This is a genomic window from Streptomyces sp. NBC_00104, assembly GCF_045160825.1.
In the GTDB taxonomy this organism is placed as follows: Bacteria; Actinomycetota; Actinomycetes; order Streptomycetales; family Streptomycetaceae; genus Streptomyces.
Window position 1 is genome coordinate 4,851,705 of record NZ_CP108215.1, and the last position, 18,112, is coordinate 4,869,816.

An 18,112-nucleotide genomic window follows, 5' to 3' on the forward strand; every position below is an offset into this window, starting at 1 on the left:
CGTCATCCGGCCTCCGCCACGACGCTGTGGGTACGGGCCGCCTGCCCGATCATCAGCGCCAGGACCAGACCCAGCGCCACCACGGTCTGGTACGTGGCGCTTCCATAGCCCGCGACCATCGCTTCGGCCACTCCGAGGAACAGCGCACCGGCAAGGGTGCGGCCGATGTGATGCATGGACCCGACGACCGCCGCCGCGAAGCCGTTGATGATCAGCGCCACGTCGGAGTCGAAGGCCATCGAGTTCAGGGGCGCCAGCAGAACGCCGGCCAGACCGCCGAGAGCGCCGCCAATGGCGAAGGCGATCAGCCCCATGCGGGTGACGGAGATCCCGACGACGCGGGCGGCGTACGGGTTGGAGGAGCACGCGGAGAGGGCCTTGCCGGCGTCGGTACGGCCGAACAGCGTGGCCATCGCGGCGAAGACGGCCATGGTGACGCCGATGATGAGCAGGTAGTGGGTCTGGATCCGGGCGCCGAACACGGTCACGGCGCCGGAGAGCCCCTCGGAGGACCGGCCCTGGTCCCCCCAGAGCATGACCTCCACGGCGTACGCCAGAATGCCCAGTCCCAGGGTGACCATCAGCGCGGCCTGCGGCGAGGTGCCCCGCCGGCCGATGGCGATCACGCCGAAGAGCAGTCCCACGACGGCGGCGACGGCGACCCCGAGCAGTTCGGCGAGCCCGTGCGGGAGGCCGGTGTCGAGGAGCGAGATGGCGGTCAGCGCCCCGACGACGGCGAAGGTGCCCTGGGCGAAGTTGACCACCCGCGTCACCCGGTGGATGAGCACCAGGCCGCTGCCGATCAGCGCGATGCCGCAGCCGGTACCCAGTCCGGTGATGAGGTAGACGAGGAAGTCGCTCATTTCGCCTCCCGTGTCGCGGCCTGCGCGGCCTGGACGGCCTGGACGGCGGTGTCCTGGTTGCCCCGGGCGGTCTTGGCGGTGCCGGGCGTGGGTGCGGGGTCGGCCGTGGCCCGGTCGTGCGGACCCGGGTCGTCCGAACCCCGGTCGTCCGGACCCTGGTCGTCCTGAGCGTCCGGAGGGCCTGGGAGTACCTGGGCCTCGCCGAGGTAGGCCCGGGCGATGTCGGGGCTGGCGGCCAGTTCGGCGCTGTCGCCCTCCGCGGCGATCCGTCCCGCTTCCAGGACGTAGGCGCGGCTGCACAGGTCCAGGGCGAGCCGCGCGTTCTGCTCGATGAGCACAACGGCCGTGCCCTGCTCCCGGTTGAGCTCGGTCAGGTGCTCGGCGAGGTCGGCGACGATGAGGGGCGCGAGACCGAGGGACAGTTCGTCGATCACGAGGACCTCCGGCCGGCTCATCAGGGCGCGTCCGACGGCGACCATCTGCTGCTGGCCTCCCGACAGCCCGCCCGCCTTCCGGTCGCGTACCCGCACCAGGTCAGGAAGGAGCTCGTACACCCATGAGGTGTCACGCTGCTTACGGCGGCTCTGGCCGCGTCCGCGCAGCTGCCAGGCGCCCAGGCGTAGGTTGTCGTCGACGGTGAGGTCGCCGAACATCTGCCGTCCCTCGGGTACCTGGGCGATCCTGGCCCGTACCTCCACGCTGCCGGAGGCCGGTGTCAGGATCCCGGTCAGGGTGTTGACCAGGGTGGACTTGCCGGCTCCGTTGGGGCCGACGAGGGCGACCATCTCACCGGGCGCGACACGCAGCGAGACGCTGTCGAGGGCGGTCGCCGCGCCGTAGCGGACCACCAGGTCGCGCACCTCGACGACATCGCTCGGGGACGGTTGCGATGCGCTCATGCGGCCGCCTCCGTGCCGAGATACGCGGTGACGACCCGCGGGTCGGTACGTATCTCGTCCGGTGTGCCCTCGGCGATGACCTTGCCCAGGTCCAAGACGGTGACACGGTCGGCGAGGCGGCCGACGAGGGCGACGTCGTGTTCGACGAGCATGATGGTGAGTCCGTCCGCGCGCAGTTGCTCGATGAGGTCGGCGAGCCGGTCCCGCTCCGCGGCCCGCAGTCCGGAGGCGGGTTCGTCGAGGAGCAGCAGGGTGGGTTGCCCGCACAGGGCGCGGGCGACCTGGAGCGCGCGCTGCTGCCCGAGCGGCAGCAGCTCCGCGGGGCGGTCCGCCCAGGCCGCGAGCCCGACCCGCCGTACCGCCTCGCGTGCCCGCTCGGCGATCAGGCGTTCCTCCCGGCGGTGGCGCGGCAGCCTGAGTGCGGCTGCCGCGAACCCGGCGCCGGTGGTGGCGTGGGCGCCGACCATCGCGTTCTCCAGCACGCTCATCCCGTGGAAGGTGCGGGCGCCCTGGAAGACGATGGCGATCCCCAGGCGGGCTCTGTGATGGGGCGGCAGCCGGTCGATGCGTCGTCCGTCGAGTCGGATCTCGCCCCGCTCGGCGGGCAGTTGACCGCTGACCAGGTTGAACAGGGTCGACTTGCCCGCCCCGTTGGGGCCGATGATTCCGAGGGTGCTCCCACGGTCCACCGTCAAGTCGACGCCGTCCACGGCGTACACCCCGCCGAACGACCGTGACAGGCCGCTCACCCTGAGCAGGGCCTCGGTCACTTGGCCACCTTCTCCAACTCGCTCTTCGACCAGACGGTCGGCACGAACGTGCCGTCGGTGACGGCGTTGACCGAGATGTAGTCGGGGGACAGGCCCGAGTGGTCCTTCGCGCTGTAGCGGTAGGTGCCGTTCGGGGTGGTGAGCGTCAGCTCCTCCATCGCCTGCCGGATCTTCTCGTGGTCGGTGCTCTTCGCCTTCTCGATGGCGGCGGCCAGCAGCTGGACCCCGGTGTATCCGTCCTGCGCGAACTGCGGCGGCGGGTAGTTGTACTTCTGCGTAAACGGCTTGTTGACGGCCTCGATGGCCTTCTTCTGGGCTCCGTCCGGGAGCGTGTCGCCGACCAGGCCGATGGAACTGGCGACGATGGCGCCCTCGGCGGCCTTGCCGGCCGGGTCGAGCCACAGCTTGCTGGCCTGAGAACCGGTGAAAGCGATCGGGATGTCCAGTCCCGAGGCGGCGTACTGCTTGGTGAGGACGACGGAGGCGGGGCCGGTCACCCATACCGCGAGCGCCTGGGCGTCGGTGCCCTTGACGTGTGTGAAGACGGCGCTGAAGTCGGAGGCGGTGCTCTGGATCTCCTCGGTGGCGACGATCTTGATGCCGTACTTCTCGGCCTTCGCCTTCATCGCCTTGTAGCCGGCGGTCGGATACGCGGTCTTGGTGTCGTAGGCCACGGCCAGCTTGGTGACGCCCTCCGACTTGTAGTACTGCAACAGCCTCTCGGCGTAGTCGGAGGCCAGGGCCGGTACGACGAAGACGTAGGGGTGGACGGGCGCCACCTGCTCATCGGCCGGAGACAGGGAGACGTACGGGATCTCCGCCCGGTCCACCGCGGGCACCGTGGCCAGCGCCGACCCAGCGGACGGTGAGCCGAGGACCGCGGTCACGCCCTGGTCCTTGAACGCGTTGAAGGCCAGTACGGACTGGTCGGGCAGGCTCTTGTCGTCCTTGACCGTCAGCTCCAGCTTCCGTCCGAGGACCCCGCCGTCCTTGTTGATCTGCTCGACCGCCAGTTCCGCGGCCTTGCGGCCCTCGGTACCGAGGGTCTGGAGCTGACCGGTGAGCGAGGTGATCATGCCGATCTCGATCGGGCCGTCATCAGCGGAGGAGGACCCGGAGGAACCCCCTCCGCACGCTGTGACGGCGAGCGCCAGACCGGCGGCGAGAGCGGCAAGGGGGGTACGAGGGCGCACGGGAACCTCCCGGTTACGGAGCGGGAACGGCATGAAGGAAGAGGCACGCATCCGGAGGAAACCGGCGTGCACGAATGAAGCGGGGAGAGTCGTTTTGCGGGCTTTCGCGGCTTGCTACCCGATCGACGGGTTGAACATAAGCCGCGACCACATGACCGTCAACACTTCAAGCGAAGATTCTTGGACTCAAGTCCAACTCTGCTCTCAAGTCTGCCGACGCCAGGGCGAGACGGTGGCGCCGCAGGGCCGGCGGCGAGCCCGGCGAGGTCGCCGCCCGCCATCGGCGGGACACCGACGACCGCACCACCCGGCGGGAGCAGCGGCCATGCGCCTCGGCGGCGCTCCCCCGTTCCTCCGCTCCGGTCAGGGGTGCGCGAGGATGCCCAGCAGGATGATGTCGAGCGCCCCGTCGAGGCGGCCGGGCAGGTCGAACGGCGGCGGCTCCTCGCGGATCCAGCGCAGGACCGAGGAGAAGTAGCAGGACGCGAGCAGGGCGCCGGCCTGGTCGGGGTCGACCTGCGACCGGATCTCTCCGCGCTGCCGCCCCTCCTCGACGATCTTCGTGAGTTCGGTTTCCAGGGAGGGGTCCTGCAGCAGGCGGCCGAAGCGTGCGGAGGCGTCCATCAGGACAGTGGTCTCCGCACGGGAGGCGACGTTGAGGTCGGCCATCTCTCCCAGGTAGCGGCGCAGCCGGTCGCCGACCGGCAGGTCCTCGGCGTGCTCCTGGCCGAGGATGGCCGCGACCCGGGCTCGGCGGCGGACGCCCCACTCCTCCAGGAAGCCGACCTTCTGCGAGAAGTGGTTGAAGACGGTGGCTCGGGCGACGTCGGCCGACTCGGCGATCTGCTCCATGGTCGTCGCCTCGTAGCCCTGGGCGACGAACAGCCCCACCGCGGCGCTGTAGAGCTGGTCACGCACCTGCTGCCGCTTCCGCTCGCGCCGCCCGAGGGGTGGGGCGTCCTGTGCGGGTGCGCCCCCCGCCTCAGAGATCGTCATGGGCCCAGTACAGCACAGGCGCACACAGGTATTGACCCTCCCCGGGCCACCTCTTTAGATTACGCCCCATGAATGGACTCCAGTCCATCAATGGATCTCAGTCTCGACTTTGCCGCTTCGGGACGTGGAGGAGGCAGCGTGACTTCCGTACTTTCCCCAGCCGGCCGGATCGACCTCGGCCATGGCTGTCATGCGTGGGTAGCGGGTACGGCCGGATGGGGAATGAGCAACGCCGGGCTGGTCACCGGCCGGGGCGAGTCCCTGCTCGTCGACACCCTCTACGACCTGCGCCTCACCCGGGCCATGCTCGACGGGCTGGCGCCGGTGACCGACGCCGCGCCCATCTCGACCGTGGTCAACACCCACGGCAACGGCGACCACTGGTTCGGCAACCAACTCGTGGACCACGCCGAGATCATCGCGGCCCGCGGAACGCTGACCGACATGCGGCAGGTGGGCCCGGCCGAGATGCGCGCGTTCACCAGCGCGGAAACCGTCGCGGGACGGTTCGCCCGCCGGATCTTCGGCCGCTTCGACTACTCCGGCATCCAGCCCCTGCTTCCGCACCGGGTCTTCGACGGCGAGACGGTCCTGGACATCGGCGGGACGGAGGTCCGTCTGATCGACGTGGGCCCCGCACACAGCGCCGGGGACACGATCGTCCATGTCCCGCGGGCCCGGACCGTCTACACCGGAGACATCGTCTTCGCCGGTTCCACACCCGTCATATGGCACGGCCCGTTCGCCAACTGGCTCGCCGCCTGCGACCTGCTCCTCAGCCTCGACGTGGACATCATCGTGCCCGGACACGGCCCGGTCACCACGAAGGATTCGGTCCGCACCGTCCGCGACTACCTGTCGTACGTCCACGAACAGACCACCGCCCGCTTCAACGCGGGCATGCCCGCCGAGGCGGCCGGACGCGACATCAGCCTCGGACGCTTCGCCGACCTCGACGAGAGCGAACGCCTCGCCGTCAACGTGCATACCGTCTACCGCGAGCTCGACCCCTCACTGCCCCCGCTCGACGGCCCCCAATTGTTCGACCGCATGGCCGGCCTCGCCTGCCCCTGCCCCGGCCTCTGAGCCGCGTCAGCCCCCGGGGCCACTGCCTGGCCGTATCGCCTCGGTCTCCCCGAACCCGCCAAGGAGAAACATGGTCACCAGCACCGTCCCCGGCGCACCCGCCGTCCCTTCCGGCGGCCCGCCCGCCCGGCACACCGGCACCGTCATCGCCGGCTGCCCGGCGATCCGCCCCGCCTGGATCCACCCCGCCCCGACCGAGGCAGAGGAGAGCGCGGCGTGAAGTTCGCGACCTTCGTGCACGACGGGAAGCAGCAGGCGGGAGTTGTCGCCGATGACCACGTCCACCCCTTCCAATACCCTGCCGAGCTGCTGGACCTGGTCGTGGAGGGCGAGGAGTCCCTGCGCAGGGAGGGAGAACACGCCCTGGCCGGCTCGCCGTCCGTGCCCGTGGCCGAAGTCCGGCTGCTGCCGCCGCTCCAGCCGCCGACCGTCCGCGACTACATGACCTTCGAGAGCCATGTCGCGGGTGTCGCCCGGGGATACGGTGACACCGTCCCCGAGGAGTGGTACGCCGCGCCCGCGTTCTACTTCACCAACCCGTACGCGACGATCGGCGCCCACGAAGACGTACCCGTGCCACCCGGCTGCCTCCGCTTCGACTTCGAACTCGAGGTGGCCGCCGTCATCGGCAAGGCCGGCCGGGACCTGACCCCCGAGCAGGCTCGCGAGCACATCATCGGCTACACGGTGCTCAACGACTGGTCCGCCCGCGACCTCCAGGGCCGCGAGATGAGGGTCAAACTCGGCCCCGCCAAGGGCAAGGACACCGCCACCACCCTCGGCCCCTGGCTGGTCACCACCGACGAACTCGAACCCCACCGCGACGCGGAGGGCTTCCTCGACCTGGCCCTCACCGTCCAGGTCAACGGCGACACGATCGGGCGGGACAGGCTCGCCAACATGGCCTGGACGTTCGAGGAGATGGCGGCGTACGCCTCCCGCGGCACATGGATCCGCCCCGGCGACGTCCTCGGCTCCGGCACCTGCGGAAACGGCGGCTGCCTGGCCGAACTCTGGGGCCGCAACGGTGCCTTGGAACCCCCACCGCTCATCCCCGGCGACACCGTCACCATGACGGTCGAGGGCATCGGAACCCTCAGCAACACCGTCGTCGAGGGCGTCGCTCCGGTTCCCCTGCCCCCAGCCCGCCGCAGGCAATGACCGCCGTACGTCCGGGAAACACGGGCGGGGCGACGGCTCGGCCCCGTCCCCGACTCCTGCCCGCTCACCAACCGGCTTTGACAACACCCCGGTGCCGGACCGCCCGTCCGGCACCGCGAGAAAGGCACGAACAACGTGGACAAGGTCATGGCCTCGGCCGCCGACGCGGTCGCCGACATACCGGAAGGGGCATCTCTGGCGGTGGGCGGCTTCGGGCTGTGCGGCATCCCCACCGTCCTCATTGACGCCCTGCACGCCCAGGGCGTCGGCGGACTGCGCGTGGTCTCCAACAACTGCGGCGTTGACGGCCAGGGGCTCGGCGTCCTGCTGACGGCCGGCCGGATCGCCCGGGCCACCGGCTCCTATGTCGGGGAGAACAAGGAGTTCGCCCGCCAGTACCTCGCCGGTGAGCTGGAGGTGGAGCTCACCCCGCAGGGCACCCTCGCCGAACGGCTGCGCGCCGGCGGCACCGGCATCCCTGCCTTCTACACCCCGGCCGGGGTCGGCACACAGGTCGCCGAGGGCGGACTGCCCTGGCGCTACGGCCCCGACGGCAGCGTCGCCGTGGCCTCCCCGCCCAAGGAGACGCGGGAGTTCCGCGGCCGGACGTACGTCCTGGAGGAGGCCATCACCACCGACTTCGCCCTGGTGCGGGCCGCCCGCGGCGACCGGCACGGCAACCTCGTCTTCCACCGCAGCGCCGCCAACTTCAACCCCCTGGCGGCGATGACGGGCCGGATCACGATCGCCGAGGTCGAAGAACTCGTCGAACCCGGCGCCATCGACCCCGACACCGTCCACCTGCCCGGCATCTACGTCGACCGGGTCGTGGGCCCCGTCCCCACCGACCACAAGGGCATCGAGAAGCGCACCGTCCGCGCGCGGAAGGAGCGGCACTGATGGCCTGGACCCGCGACGAGATGGCGGCGCGCGCCGCCCTCGAACTACCCGAAGGCTCCTACGTCAACCTGGGCATCGGACTGCCCACCCTCATCCCCGACCACCTCCCGCCCGGCGTCCACGTGGTGCTGCACTCGGAGAACGGCATCCTGGGCACCGGCCCCTACCCGACCGAGAACGAGGTCGACCCCGACCTGATCAACGCCGGCAAGGAGACCGTCACCGTCCGGCCCGGCGCCTCCTTCTTCGACTCGGCGCTGTCCTTCGGGATGATCCGCGGCGGCCGCATCGATGTGGCCGTGCTGGGCGGCATGCAGGTCTCCGCAGCCGGGGACCTCGCCAACTGGGCCGTACCCGGCAAGATGATCAAAGGCATGGGTGGTGCCATGGACCTGGTGCACGGCGCCGACAAGGTCGTCGTCCTCATGGAACACAACGCCAAGGACGGCTCACCGAAAATCGTCGACGAGTGCACGCTGCCGCTGACCGGGCAGGCCTGCGTCCACCGGATCATCACCGACCTCGCCGTCCTCGACATCACCCCGGACGGCCTGTCCCTGGTCGAACTCGCCCCTGGAGTGACCCTCTCCGACGTCCGCGAGCGCACCGGGCCAGACGTTGCGCAGCGCCCCGGTGGCCCACCGCCACACCGCACGCGCCCGGCCACCCACAGCCAGACGGCGTAGGTGATGGTGCCCAGGCAGCCACTCCCGATTACCTGCGTCCTGCCAGCGTCCCGAATTCAGCGCCCAACCACTCGCACAGGCCAGTTGCGCGGCTTGCCTCGATGGTGGGCTAAGGATTCCCGTACGGTTCACGTAGAGGATCGCGTTGAACACATCGCGCAGTTCGACTTTGGCCGGTTTTCCTGTGGGCCTGCGGTCGAGCCGGGCCTTTCGCCAGGCCGTCAACGTCGGTTCCATCAAAGCCCATCGGGCGTCGGACAGGTCGCTGGGGTACGGCTTGCGCTGGCTCCCGCCCCAGATGGATCATGAGCGTGCCGAAAGGCTCGCTTCCGCTGAATACTGGGCGGGTCTGTGTCATTTTCAAACCAGACGGACTTCCGGGAGCAGAAGTGGCCGAGACGGGCGTCAGCCTTCCCGGCGAAGCCTGAGACACATACCGCTTACGCCTCGAAAGCTCTCAATGCAAGGGCGGGGATGAAACCGCATAGCGGAACAAGCACGGGTAAACGCCCTCCGAGGAGGCCCTGCACCCCTGACAGGGCGCCTTCGTTGGCCTTGACGTAAACCCCATTCCGCCCTTCTTCCAGCTTGAACTTGCATACGGAAACCGATCGGTTTACAGTGATGGAAACCGATCGGTTTTTCAGGTGGTGCGGGAGTCCTGCTTTCAAGTACGTCGAGCGAGTCCCCCAAGGCTCCCGCACCCTCCTCGCTTGGAGATATCGTGCACGGTCAGAACGACTACCAGACTGTCCCGGTCGATGTGACATCGTTATCCATAGCCCTTCTCAGCCGACACGGCGTCGCACCGGCCGCTCTGTCCCAGCTCGATGTCCGGCTGGTGCGAGAGCCGAGTGACATATGCCCGAGCGACGACGTCCTGCTGCTGCACGGCGCCGGTATGGCGCAAGAACTGAAGCGCTTTGCGGCCGAGACGGAGGGGTCGCTCCCGCCCGCCGCGGTACTCGCGCCCCGGCTCGACTGGGACGATGTGTCCCTGGCACTGGATCTCGGGGCGGTGAGCTATCTGTTGGAGAACCGGCACCCCTGTCTGCTCGCGGAGGCCCTGGCGCACACATCCTGTGGCGTCGGCTTCCTCGACCCATTGATCGCCGCGAAGCAGCTCAGGTTGGCCTCCGACGCGGAGAAGGAGCGGGAAGAACCCGCCGCCACGAGCATCGCGGTGCCGGACCTGCGGCCGCAGTTGTCGCCGCGGGAGCGTCAGGTCATGGACCTGCTCGCCTCCGGCCGCAGGGTCGGGGATGTGGCCCGTGAGCTGTTCCTGACCGAAAAGACCGTCAGGAACTATCTGAGCCGTATCTACCGGAAGCTCGACGTGCGGAGCCAGTCGGCGGCGATCCTGCGCTGGCTGGGGCATCTCGAACCCACTGCGCCCGGTCATCCGTGACTTCGGGGCGCGGGTAGCCGTCGGCGGCATCGGGCCCGCCCGGCCCGTACGCCGACAAGCCGGCCGGTTCGCGTGAACCGGCCGGCTCTGTGCCACGGGCAGAGCCCGTGGGCGGAATCAGGTGATGTTCCAGGTGCTCACGTTCGGGACGACGTAGGAGTTCGTCCGCAGGAAGGACTGCGGGCCGCAGTTGTTGCTGTGCCATTCGAAGCGGGCGGTCTCACCGGCGTTCACCGGGAAGCTGCCGATCTGGAAACTCCCGCCCGTGTTGAAGGTGTACGGGCCGCCGATCCGGCCGGAGCCGGACGGGGGCTCCGCCGTGATGTAGACGCAGTTGGCCCCGCTCGGAATGGCCGACGTGCTGACGTTGATCTGGTTGACGGCGGCGGAGGCCGGCGAGGCCGCCAGCGCCACGGCGGAGACCCCCGCCAGCAGCGCGACGGGAACGATGCGGCGCGCACGAGTGAGCATGCTCATTACGGTTCCTTGCTTCGAGTACGAAAGGGAAGACGGCCAGAACGAACGCTTCTCGGAAGGTACGGATGTCAGGCAGGCCGACACGTGCCGGGGTTACTGTCGCCCACCCGTTGTTGGAGCAGACGAAGACGGCCGCGTCCTGCCCCGGGCCAGCACCTGCGAGAAGCTGTCTCTATCAGCCGCCGCAGTCGATGAACTGGTGGAAGCCGCTCGGATTGAGAACGACCTCCGTACAGTGGAGGCCGGTCTCCCTGAGGTCCTGATCGACCTGGAATTCGAATGCGGCGCCGGTGAAGATCGAGCCCGTGCAGTCGCTACTACGGAAGGCGACAATGTTGAATGATCCCGCTTGGGCGGAGATTAGCGCAGCCCCGTCGTTGAAGTTGTTGACGGCACGCCCAGGAACGATCGTCGCGCATCGGGCAACGGCTCCCTCTCCGTTCAACCCGACGCTCAGAGTTCCGCTGGGGAGGGAGCCTTCGCCTGCGATTTTCCCGAACCAAACTTCGCTGGCACTCGCCGATTCCTGGAACTGAGGGGCCGCCACAACAGCGACTCCCAGAATCGTTGCGAGGGCGAGGAAACCCCCGACATATTTTCCGCTGAGCCAGCGGGAGTGGCGTTTGTGACCACGGCCGCCGACTGGGGCAGCGGCCGTGGTTTTTTCTGCGGTCATGGATGGCATTCCTTCTGCCGTTCGGAGAAGATCGTGTGCGGCTGGATCACTTGCGATCCAGCCGCACAATGAGTTTCGTCAGGCATCCCGAACATCGCTAGAGTCAATTTTCTCTATCTTTCGGTAACTCCAGGAGCCCGTACGTGAGTTGCACCACTCGAGGGCCCTATTTGTTTCGTCAATCCCGGTGGGGTCGGCTCGTAGGGGTTGATCCTGGTTTTCCGGAACGTCCCGCGAAGCGGGATGTTCCCGGCGGATCGGTTTGCTGATGGGCAGCCCGGTGGCCGACAGGTCCGGAGTGGCCGTGCGGTGCGCGGGCGCGAGTGGGACGCCTGGCCTTGCGCTTTCCGACTGCGCGGTCAGGTCCGCGAAAGGCTGGACCGGGACACGGAGCCGACGGCCGGGGTGATCGACTCGCAGTCGGTCAAGGCGGACGCCGTGGTCGGGGCCGACAGCCGCGGCTTTGACGGCGGCAAACTGATCGACGGGCGCAAGCGGGGCCTGGCCGTGGATGTGATGGGGCTGATCATCGGGGTGGTCGTGCTGGCCGCGTCCGTGCACGACAACACCGCCGGCACCGCCTTGCTCGACCAGGCCGCCGAGCGGTGCGGGATGCGCCTGGAGAAGGCCCTGGTGGACCAGGGCTTCAAGGACGAAGTCGTCATCCATGGCGCCCTGCTGGACATCGACGTCGAGGTCGTCCGCCGCACCCCGGCCGACCAGGGCAAAGGCTTCGTCCCGCAGCCGAAGCGGTGGGTGGTGGAACAAACGAACGGCACGCTGATGCTGCACCGGCGCCTCGCCCGTGAGTACGACCACCGGCCCGACACTTCCGCCTCACGCGTCTACTGGGCCTCCACCGCGAACATGACCCGCCGCCTCACCGCACCGAGTCCGGCTTGGCGTGACTCCCTCGGACTGGCCGCGTGAACATCACCGAACTCCTCACCTGTCTCCAGACCCAGCACGACGAGGCCGCCGCCCGAGCCGGGGACTTACGCAGCCAGATCGAACACCTCACTGCCGCCCTGGCCGAGACCGAGGCCCGCCTCGCGGAGCTGGCCACCGCCCGAAAGGTCATCTCGGAGGCCGCACCAGCAGGAACCGAACCGGGCCCGCCCGAGACGAGCACCGCCTACCAGGCCATCGTGAACTCCTTCAACCAGCACCCCGGCCGGGCATTCAGGGCCCGTGAACTGCACGAACTCCTCGGCATGCCCACCGACGAAGCGGCCGTCAACATCACCCGCAGCCGCCTCGGACGCCTCACCCGCCAAGGCTTCCTCACCCAGCCCGGACGAGGCCGCTACCAGAAACGGACTTAACGTCCACTCAAACCTCTTCGATCTCGACGCCTTCAGCCAGCTGTCGGCCCTGGGCGTGCCCGCAGGAGAGCCGCTGCCACGGCTTGAAGGAAGCGAACAGCTGGTCTCCCCCGTACGGCGTCATGTCGACCGCCGCCCATCTGGCCGCCCGCCGCCTCGGTCTCACCCCCGTGCTGTGGACCTGCTGGGGCGAGGACTGGACCGCACGCGCCACACCGGAGTCCGTCCACCTGACGGTCACGGCCTACCTGGACGGCGGCGGCACCATCCTGCTCCACGACTCCGACTGCATGTCCGCCCCGGGCGCACGCCTGGCGCTCGGCACTGGGCACGCTCCCGCGCATCCTCGACACCTGTGAGCAACGGGGCTACGAGGTCGGCCGGTTGCGCGACCACGAATGGCCCCAGCCGCTCTGACCCATCGAGGTTGGCGACCGGGAGGGTAATTGACAGGGTACGAAAGTACCTCCTAACGTACCCCGCATCATCCGAGGGTAACGCCGTCGGCTCAACGAGGAGCACCGATGCAGCACCTGTACGAAATAGACGTCCGAGTTCCGATGCGTGACGGCGTGGCTCTGGCTGCCAACGTGTGGCATCCGGCCGAGGGGGCGGCTCCGACGCTGCTCGTGCGCATGCCGTACGGCAAGGACGTGATGGGCATCACTTTGGGGGGAATTCTGCCCAATCTCCCCGCTTTGCTGGAGGCCGGTTACGCCGTGGTGGTGCAGGACTGCCGGGGCACCCACCGCTCGGAGGGCGAGTTCGTTCCTCATATGGCCGACCGGGCCGACGGTGAGGACACCGTCGCCTGGATCACTGACCAGCCGTGGTCGGACGGCACGGTGGGCATGTACGGGGCGTCCTACCTCGGCATGGTCCAGTGGGAGACCGCCGTGACCGGTACTCCCGGCCTCAAGGCGATCGCACCGGCCTTCACCTCGATCGACAACTATGAGGCGCCCTGGTTCTCCGCAGGCGGTGCGCTGTCACTGAGCCTGGTCACGGTGTGGAACGCCATGATGTACGCGGCCGACGCGCAGCGGTCCCTGGCGGCCGGCGAGGGCTTCGTGTCGCAGCTGCAGCAGCTCGGTCAGGCGTTCCTGTTCCCGGAGCCGCTGAACGATGTGCTGCCGACGGGTGAGGTGCCGGTCCTGGCGGCGTACGGGAAGTGGTGGGACGACTGGATGGCCCACCCCTCCCACGACGGGTACTGGGATGCCATGGAGCTCACCCCCGAGCTCAAGAACGTCACCGTCCCGGCGCTCAACATCGGTGGCTGGTACGACCTCTACATCGGCCAGACCGTGCGCACCTACACCACCGCTCGCCGGCAGGCCGGCAGTGCGCAGGCGCGCGAGGGGCAACGGCTGATCATCGGCCCGTGGGATCACCTGTCCACGAATGGCGTCTATCCCGACCGCTCCTTCGGTCCACTGGCCAGTGCGCAGATGCTGGGCCTGACCGGGCTGCATGTGAAGTTCTTCGACCGCTGGCTCCGCGGCGACACCACCGCTCTGGACGACGTGGCACCGGTGAAGATCTTCGTTATGGGCATCGACCAGTGGCGCGACGAGCAGGAGTGGCCGCTGCCCGACACGAGGTGGACCGACTTCCACCTCACCAGCGCCGGCCACGCCAACACCGCGGACGGCGACGGCCTGTTGACCACCGAGACGCCGACCGACGCCGGGTACGAGACCTACCTCTACGACCCGCGCCGCCCGGTTCCCTCAGCCGGCGGGGCGTCCATGCCGACGACACTGGGGTTCTGCGGCCCGGTCGACCAGCGGACGGTCGCCGACCGCGAGGACGTCCTGTGCTTCACCGGTCCCGTGCTCGACGAGGCCGTGGAGGTCACCGGCCCGGTCAGCCTGAAGCTGTTCGTCTCCTCGTCGGCGGTGGACACCGACTTCACCGCCAAGCTCGTCGACGTCTTCCCCGACGGCAAGGCGATCAACCTGTGTGACGGGATCCTGCGCACCCGCTATCGGGGCGGCCTCGCCACAGAGGAAATGATGGAGCCCGGCACGGTCTACGAGATCACCATCGACATGACCGCCACCTCGAACGTGTTCCTACCCGGTCACCGCATCCGCGTGGACGTCTCCAGCAGCAACTTCCCCCGCTACGACCGCAACACCAACACCGGAGGCGTCATCGCCCGCGAGAGCGAGGAGCAGATGATCCCCGCGATCAACCACATCCATCACGGGCCGAACCACCCCAGCCGTCTGGTCCTGCCCGTCATCGACCGCAAGGACCAGTCGTGAGCGCCGCGGACCGGGTCGCCGTGCTGACCGCGACCTTCGCGGCTCCCTCACTCGACGTCGCCGGGCTGCTGTGCGACCGGCACCCCGCCGACCGCACAGCGTTCACCGTGGTGGACGGCACAGGCAAGGTTTCGACACTGACCTTCGGCGAGCTCGCCGCGGACTCTCACCGCTACGCGCGGGCGTTGCAGGGGCTCGGCGTCGGGCCGGGTGACCGGGTGGCGACCCTGATGGGCAAGAGCACCGACCTGGTCACCGTCATCATGGCGATCTGGCGGCTCGGCGCGGTCTACGTCCCGCTGTTCACCGCGTTCGCACCCCAGGCCATCGCCCTGCGTCTGGAGGGCGCGGGTGCGCACGTGGTGGTCGTCGACCCGGACCAGCGCCACAAACTGGACCCGGGCCCCGACATGCCGGACGACCTCGCGCGCCGCATCGTCGTCACCGGAACCGGCACTCCGGGCGGTGACATGTCGCTGGACGACCTCGTCGCGGCCGCGTCACCCGAGCCGGTCCCCGCCGTCACCACGAGCGGGGACGGGCCCCTGGTGCACATGTTCACCTCCGGTACCACCGGCAAGCCCAAGGGCGTCATCCACCCCGTCTCCTACATCACGGGGTGGCAGATCTACCTGGAGTACGGTCTCGGTGTCACCCGGGAGAGCAGCTACTGGTGCGCCGCCGACCCCGGCTGGGCCTACGGGCTGTACTCCGCCGTCGTCGCCCCGATGGCCGCCGGCATCCCCAGCCTGCTGCTGGCCGACGGGTTCTCCCCGGAGACGACCTGGCGCACCCTCGTCGACCACCGGGTCACCGACTTCGCCGCCGCCCCGACCGTGTACCGGGGACTGCGCTCCTCGTCGGTGCCCGTGCCGCGGGGGCTGCGCCTGGAACGGGCGTCCAGCGCGGGTGAGCCGCTGACTCCCGAGGTCAACGAGTGGGCCGGCGCCACGCTCGGCCTGGCCGTGCACGATCACTTCGGCCAGACCGAGGTCGGCATGCCCCTGGCCAACCACCACCACCCCGAACTCGCCCGTCCGCTCAAGACGGGGTCGATGGGCCGGGCGGTGCCCGGCTGGAGCCTGACCGTCCTGGCCGACGACAAGGACGAGCCCGCCGGACCGGGCGTGCTCGGCCGGGTCGCCATCGACGTCGCCGCGAGCCCGCTGATGACCTTCCGCGACTACCAGATCCCCGGGCAGAGCGACGCCAAGTTCACCCCCGACGGCCGCTACTACCTCACCGGCGACGCCGGACGGATCGACGCCGACGGTGACTTCTTCTTCTCCTCCCGCGACGACGACGTCATCATCATGGCCGGCTACCGGATCGGGCCCTTCGAGATCGAGAGCGTCCTCGCCCAGCATCCCGCGGTCGCCGAGTGCAGCGTCATCGGCGCACCCGACGACGTCCGCGGCGAGGTCATCGAGGCGTACGTCGTCCTGCGCGACGGCACCGACGCCTCACCGGAACTGGCCACCGAACTCCAGTTCCTGGTCAAGACCCGCTACGCCGCCCACGCCTACCCCCGCACGATCCACTTCATCGACGCCCTGCCCAAGACGCCCAGCGGCAAGACCCAGCGCTACCTGCTGCGCAACCGCCGACGCGCCGAACTTTCCAGCCGAGAGGCACAGTGACCGACACGGACCCCCTCATCGTCGAGCAACGCGGCACCGTCAGGTGGTTGTTGCTCAACCGCCCGGAGCGGCGCAACGCCCTCGACATCTCCCTCGTAGAAGCCCTGGACAAGCAGGTCACCAGCGCTGAGGCCGACCCCGGCACAGCGGTCATCGCCGTGGCAGGCAGGGGGCCGAGCTTCTGTGCCGGCGGGGACTTCCACCAGTTCCTTCAGCTGCACGAGCGGGGCGAGAACCCGGTCGGCTTCCTGACCGACGTATCGGCTTGCTTCAGCCGTATCGCGGCCAGCCCGAAACCGTGGGTCGCCGTGCTGCACGGTCACGCCGTCGCCGGGGGTCTCGAACTCGCGCTGGCCTGCGATGTCGTCGTGGCCGCCGACACCACGCTGATCGGCGACGGTCACGTCCAGAGGCGCCTGGTACCGGCCGGCGGGTCAAGCGTCCGGCTTCCCGGTGCGGTCGGACGCGGACTGTCTCGCTGGCTCCTGCTCACCGGCGAACTGCTGCCCGCGACCGCCTTCGCCGATACCGGCTGGATCCACGCGATCGTGCCCGAGGCCGACCTCGACGCCACCGCCACCCGCATCTGCCGACAACTGGCCGACAGCAACAGCCCCGCCCAGCAACGCCTCAAGACACTCCTGCACCGGATCGACGGCATCGCCCCCGAGCAAGCCCTGCGCGAGGAACTCGCCACCTTCGCCGACAACTGGCAGGCCAGCTCGGTGGCCGACGCCCTGCGGGCCTTCCTCGCACCACCCCACACCACCACGAAAGCGGACACCACGTGAATCGCTACCACGGACGGGTCGTCGCCATCACCGGCGCGGCACAGGGCCTCGGCCTCGCGATGGCGACCCGGTTCGCCGCCGAGGGCGCCACGGTCGCGTTGGCCGACGTCAACGAAGAGGCCCTCACCGACGCCACCGGGACCATTACCGACGCCCACGACGCGAAACTTCGCGCCGCCGTGGTGGACGTGACCGACTCCGCCCAGGTCAACGCCTGGATCACCGGCGTCACCACCGCTCTCGGCCGCCTCGATGTGCTCGTCAACAACGCCGGCATCATCCGCGACAACCGCGTCGAGGACATCACCGACGACGACTGGCACGCGGTCGTCGGCGTCAGCCTCACCGGCGGCTTCCACTGCGCCCGCGCCGCGTTCGGCCCCATGAAACGCCAGGGCTACGGCCGCATCGTCAGCTTCTCCTCCATGTCATGGCGCGGGAACTTCGGCCAGACCAACTACGTGGCCGCCAAGGCCGGCATCGTCGGCATGACCCGCACCCTCGCACTCGAAGGCGCCCGCCACGGCATCACCGCCAACGCCATCGCCCCCGGCCTCATCGAGACCCCCATGCTCGCCTCCATGAACGGACCCGCACGCGACAAACTCACCAACAAGATCCCCATGCGGCACACCGGCAGGCCCGAGGACATCGCCGAAGCCGCCGCCTTCCTCGCCAGCGAAGCCGCCGGCTACATCACCGGAGTCGTCCTCGACGTGGACGGCGGCATCTCCATCGGATCCTCGATCCGGTAACCGCGAGCCGCACGCACGTAGGGCCTCAGCCGGTCCCAGGGACCGGGAGGCGCGTCCCGAACAGGTTCGGCACCCCCTTGCCTGAACGTCACCCACGGGGGCTCACTGTGGGTACGTTAAGCGGTACGCTGGTACCCGCAGGCAAGGGCGGGTCGGCCTTCCGGCCCGGACGAGAACTCCCCGCTTCCGGCGGGGCTGCTCATGGGAGGCTGC

The 18,112-nt window shown here is 69.2% G+C and carries 18 protein-coding genes and 3 pseudogenes; 13 read left to right on the plus strand and 8 right to left on the minus strand.

All coding sequences use genetic code 11. From position 1 onward, the window contains the following. Nucleotides 1-2 precede the first annotated feature (2 nt). From OG272_RS21190 to OG272_RS21210, 5 genes are all read right to left on the minus strand, one after another. A complete protein-coding gene (locus tag OG272_RS21190) occupies nt 3-863 on the minus strand; it encodes a branched-chain amino acid ABC transporter permease (protein ID WP_405894468.1) in 861 nt (286 codons plus the stop codon). After that, nucleotides 860-1,762, minus strand: coding sequence for an ABC transporter ATP-binding protein (locus OG272_RS21195; RefSeq protein WP_405894470.1), 903 nt, complete (start codon nt 1,760-1,762; stop codon nt 860-862). The genes OG272_RS21190 and OG272_RS21195 overlap by 4 nt, the downstream gene beginning before the upstream one ends. Further along, nucleotides 1,759-2,532 carry an ABC transporter ATP-binding protein gene (locus OG272_RS21200; protein ID WP_405894471.1) on the minus strand — a complete coding sequence of 258 codons (774 nt, stop codon included), beginning with the start codon at nt 2,530-2,532 and terminating at the stop codon, nt 1,759-1,761. The genes OG272_RS21195 and OG272_RS21200 overlap by 4 nt, the downstream gene beginning before the upstream one ends. Further along, complete coding sequence (locus OG272_RS21205) at nt 2,529-3,725, minus strand: ABC transporter substrate-binding protein (protein WP_405894472.1); 1,197 nt, start codon at nt 3,723-3,725, stop codon at nt 2,529-2,531. The genes OG272_RS21200 and OG272_RS21205 overlap by 4 nt, the downstream gene beginning before the upstream one ends. A 363-nt stretch (nt 3,726-4,088) precedes the next feature. Further along, the gene (locus OG272_RS21210) at nt 4,089-4,721 is read right to left on the minus strand and encodes a TetR/AcrR family transcriptional regulator (RefSeq protein WP_405894473.1); all 633 of its coding nucleotides are present in this window, start codon (nt 4,719-4,721) and stop codon (nt 4,089-4,091) included. A gap of 222 nt (nt 4,722-4,943) precedes the next feature. Here OG272_RS21210 and OG272_RS21215 point away from each other — a divergent pair, with 222 nt between their 5' ends. The 5 genes from OG272_RS21215 (at nt 4,944) to OG272_RS21235 (ending at nt 8,554) form a co-directional block, all read left to right on the plus strand. Next, nucleotides 4,944-5,807, plus strand: coding sequence for an MBL fold metallo-hydrolase (locus tag OG272_RS21215; protein WP_405894474.1), 864 nt, complete (start codon nt 4,944-4,946; stop codon nt 5,805-5,807). A gap of 70 nt (nt 5,808-5,877) precedes the next feature. Further along, nucleotides 5,878-6,027, plus strand: a complete 150-nt coding sequence (locus OG272_RS21220; protein ID WP_405894475.1) for a hypothetical protein — start codon at nt 5,878-5,880, stop codon at nt 6,025-6,027. Beyond that, on the plus strand, nt 6,024-6,968 hold the full coding sequence (locus OG272_RS21225) for a fumarylacetoacetate hydrolase family protein (RefSeq protein WP_405894476.1): 945 nt from the start codon (nt 6,024-6,026) through the stop codon (nt 6,966-6,968). The genes OG272_RS21220 and OG272_RS21225 overlap by 4 nt, the downstream gene beginning before the upstream one ends. A gap of 135 nt (nt 6,969-7,103) precedes the next feature. Further along, nucleotides 7,104-7,868, plus strand: a complete 765-nt coding sequence (locus OG272_RS21230; RefSeq protein ID WP_405894477.1) for a CoA transferase subunit A — start codon at nt 7,104-7,106, stop codon at nt 7,866-7,868. Further along, complete coding sequence (locus OG272_RS21235) at nt 7,868-8,554, plus strand: CoA transferase subunit B (RefSeq protein ID WP_405894479.1); 687 nt, start codon at nt 7,868-7,870, stop codon at nt 8,552-8,554. Before OG272_RS21230 ends, OG272_RS21235 begins: the two co-directional genes overlap by 1 nt. 114 nt (nt 8,555-8,668) lie before the next feature. On the opposite strand, the pseudogene OG272_RS21240 reads toward OG272_RS21235, so the two are convergent. After that, a pseudogene (locus tag OG272_RS21240) lies at nt 8,669-8,854 on the minus strand (transposase); the annotation flags it as partial. Nucleotides 8,855-9,278: 424 nt separating this feature from the next. On the opposite strand from OG272_RS21240, the gene OG272_RS21245 reads away from it, so the two are divergent. After that, complete coding sequence (locus tag OG272_RS21245) at nt 9,279-9,962, plus strand: response regulator transcription factor (RefSeq protein ID WP_405894481.1); 684 nt, start codon at nt 9,279-9,281, stop codon at nt 9,960-9,962. A gap of 117 nt (nt 9,963-10,079) precedes the next feature. Here the strand turns inward: OG272_RS21245 and OG272_RS21250 are convergent, their stop codons facing one another. Together OG272_RS21250 and OG272_RS21255 are read right to left on the minus strand one after the other, a co-directional pair. Beyond that, nucleotides 10,080-10,439: a hypothetical protein gene (locus OG272_RS21250; RefSeq protein ID WP_405894483.1), complete on the minus strand. Its 360-nt coding sequence runs from the start codon at nt 10,437-10,439 to the stop codon at nt 10,080-10,082. Between the two features lie 175 nt (nt 10,440-10,614). After that, on the minus strand, nt 10,615-11,115 hold the full coding sequence (locus OG272_RS21255; RefSeq protein ID WP_405894484.1) for a hypothetical protein: 501 nt from the start codon (nt 11,113-11,115) through the stop codon (nt 10,615-10,617). A 351-nt stretch (nt 11,116-11,466) separates the two neighbouring features. Between OG272_RS21255 and OG272_RS21260 the strand changes: the two are divergent. From OG272_RS21260 to OG272_RS21290, 7 genes and pseudogenes are all read left to right on the plus strand, one after another. Beyond that, a pseudogene (locus tag OG272_RS21260) lies at nt 11,467-12,045 on the plus strand (transposase); the annotation flags it as partial. Beyond that, nucleotides 12,042-12,440 carry a hypothetical protein gene (locus OG272_RS21265; RefSeq protein ID WP_405894486.1) on the plus strand — a complete coding sequence of 133 codons (399 nt, stop codon included), beginning with the start codon at nt 12,042-12,044 and terminating at the stop codon, nt 12,438-12,440. The pseudogene OG272_RS21260 and the gene OG272_RS21265, both read left to right, overlap by 4 nt. Before the next feature lie 107 nt (nt 12,441-12,547). Next, nucleotides 12,548-12,857 (plus strand): annotated as a pseudogene (locus tag OG272_RS21270) (polysaccharide deacetylase family protein); the annotation flags it as partial. A gap of 107 nt (nt 12,858-12,964) precedes the next feature. Then, a complete protein-coding gene (locus OG272_RS21275; RefSeq protein WP_405894487.1) occupies nt 12,965-14,713 on the plus strand; it encodes a CocE/NonD family hydrolase in 1,749 nt (582 codons plus the stop codon). Continuing rightward, nucleotides 14,710-16,353 (plus strand): AMP-binding protein, encoded by a 1,644-nt coding sequence (locus OG272_RS21280; RefSeq protein WP_405894488.1) that lies wholly within the window; start codon nt 14,710-14,712, stop codon nt 16,351-16,353. The genes OG272_RS21275 and OG272_RS21280 overlap by 4 nt, the downstream gene beginning before the upstream one ends. Further along, nucleotides 16,350-17,144: an enoyl-CoA hydratase/isomerase family protein gene (locus tag OG272_RS21285; RefSeq protein WP_405894489.1), complete on the plus strand. Its 795-nt coding sequence runs from the start codon at nt 16,350-16,352 to the stop codon at nt 17,142-17,144. The genes OG272_RS21280 and OG272_RS21285 overlap by 4 nt, the downstream gene beginning before the upstream one ends. After that, nucleotides 17,141-17,899 (plus strand): SDR family oxidoreductase, encoded by a 759-nt coding sequence (locus tag OG272_RS21290; RefSeq protein ID WP_405894490.1) that lies wholly within the window; start codon nt 17,141-17,143, stop codon nt 17,897-17,899. Before OG272_RS21285 ends, OG272_RS21290 begins: the two co-directional genes overlap by 4 nt. The last annotated feature ends 213 nt before the right edge of the window (nt 17,900-18,112 follow it).

What these genes read in the sequence shown, in the direction of transcription:
- OG272_RS21195 (WP_405894470.1), bottom strand. Translation starts at nt 1,762, where the DNA reads ATGAGCGCATCGCAACCGTCCCCGAGCGATGTCGTCGAGGTGCGCGAC.
- OG272_RS21220 (WP_405894475.1), top strand. Translation starts at nt 5,878, where the DNA reads ATGGTCACCAGCACCGTCCCCGGCGCACCCGCCGTCCCTTCCGGCGGC.
- OG272_RS21235 (WP_405894479.1), top strand. Translation starts at nt 7,868, where the DNA reads ATGGCCTGGACCCGCGACGAGATGGCGGCGCGCGCCGCCCTCGAACTA.
- OG272_RS21255 (WP_405894484.1), bottom strand. Translation starts at nt 11,115, where the DNA reads ATGACCGCAGAAAAAACCACGGCCGCTGCCCCAGTCGGCGGCCGTGGT.
- OG272_RS21210 (WP_405894473.1), bottom strand. Translation starts at nt 4,721, where the DNA reads ATGACGATCTCTGAGGCGGGGGGCGCACCCGCACAGGACGCCCCACCC.
- OG272_RS21190 (WP_405894468.1), bottom strand. Translation starts at nt 863, where the DNA reads ATGAGCGACTTCCTCGTCTACCTCATCACCGGACTGGGTACCGGCTGC.
- OG272_RS21250 (WP_405894483.1), bottom strand. Translation starts at nt 10,439, where the DNA reads ATGAGCATGCTCACTCGTGCGCGCCGCATCGTTCCCGTCGCGCTGCTG.
- OG272_RS21215 (WP_405894474.1), top strand. Translation starts at nt 4,944, where the DNA reads ATGAGCAACGCCGGGCTGGTCACCGGCCGGGGCGAGTCCCTGCTCGTC.
- OG272_RS21275 (WP_405894487.1), top strand. Translation starts at nt 12,965, where the DNA reads ATGCAGCACCTGTACGAAATAGACGTCCGAGTTCCGATGCGTGACGGC.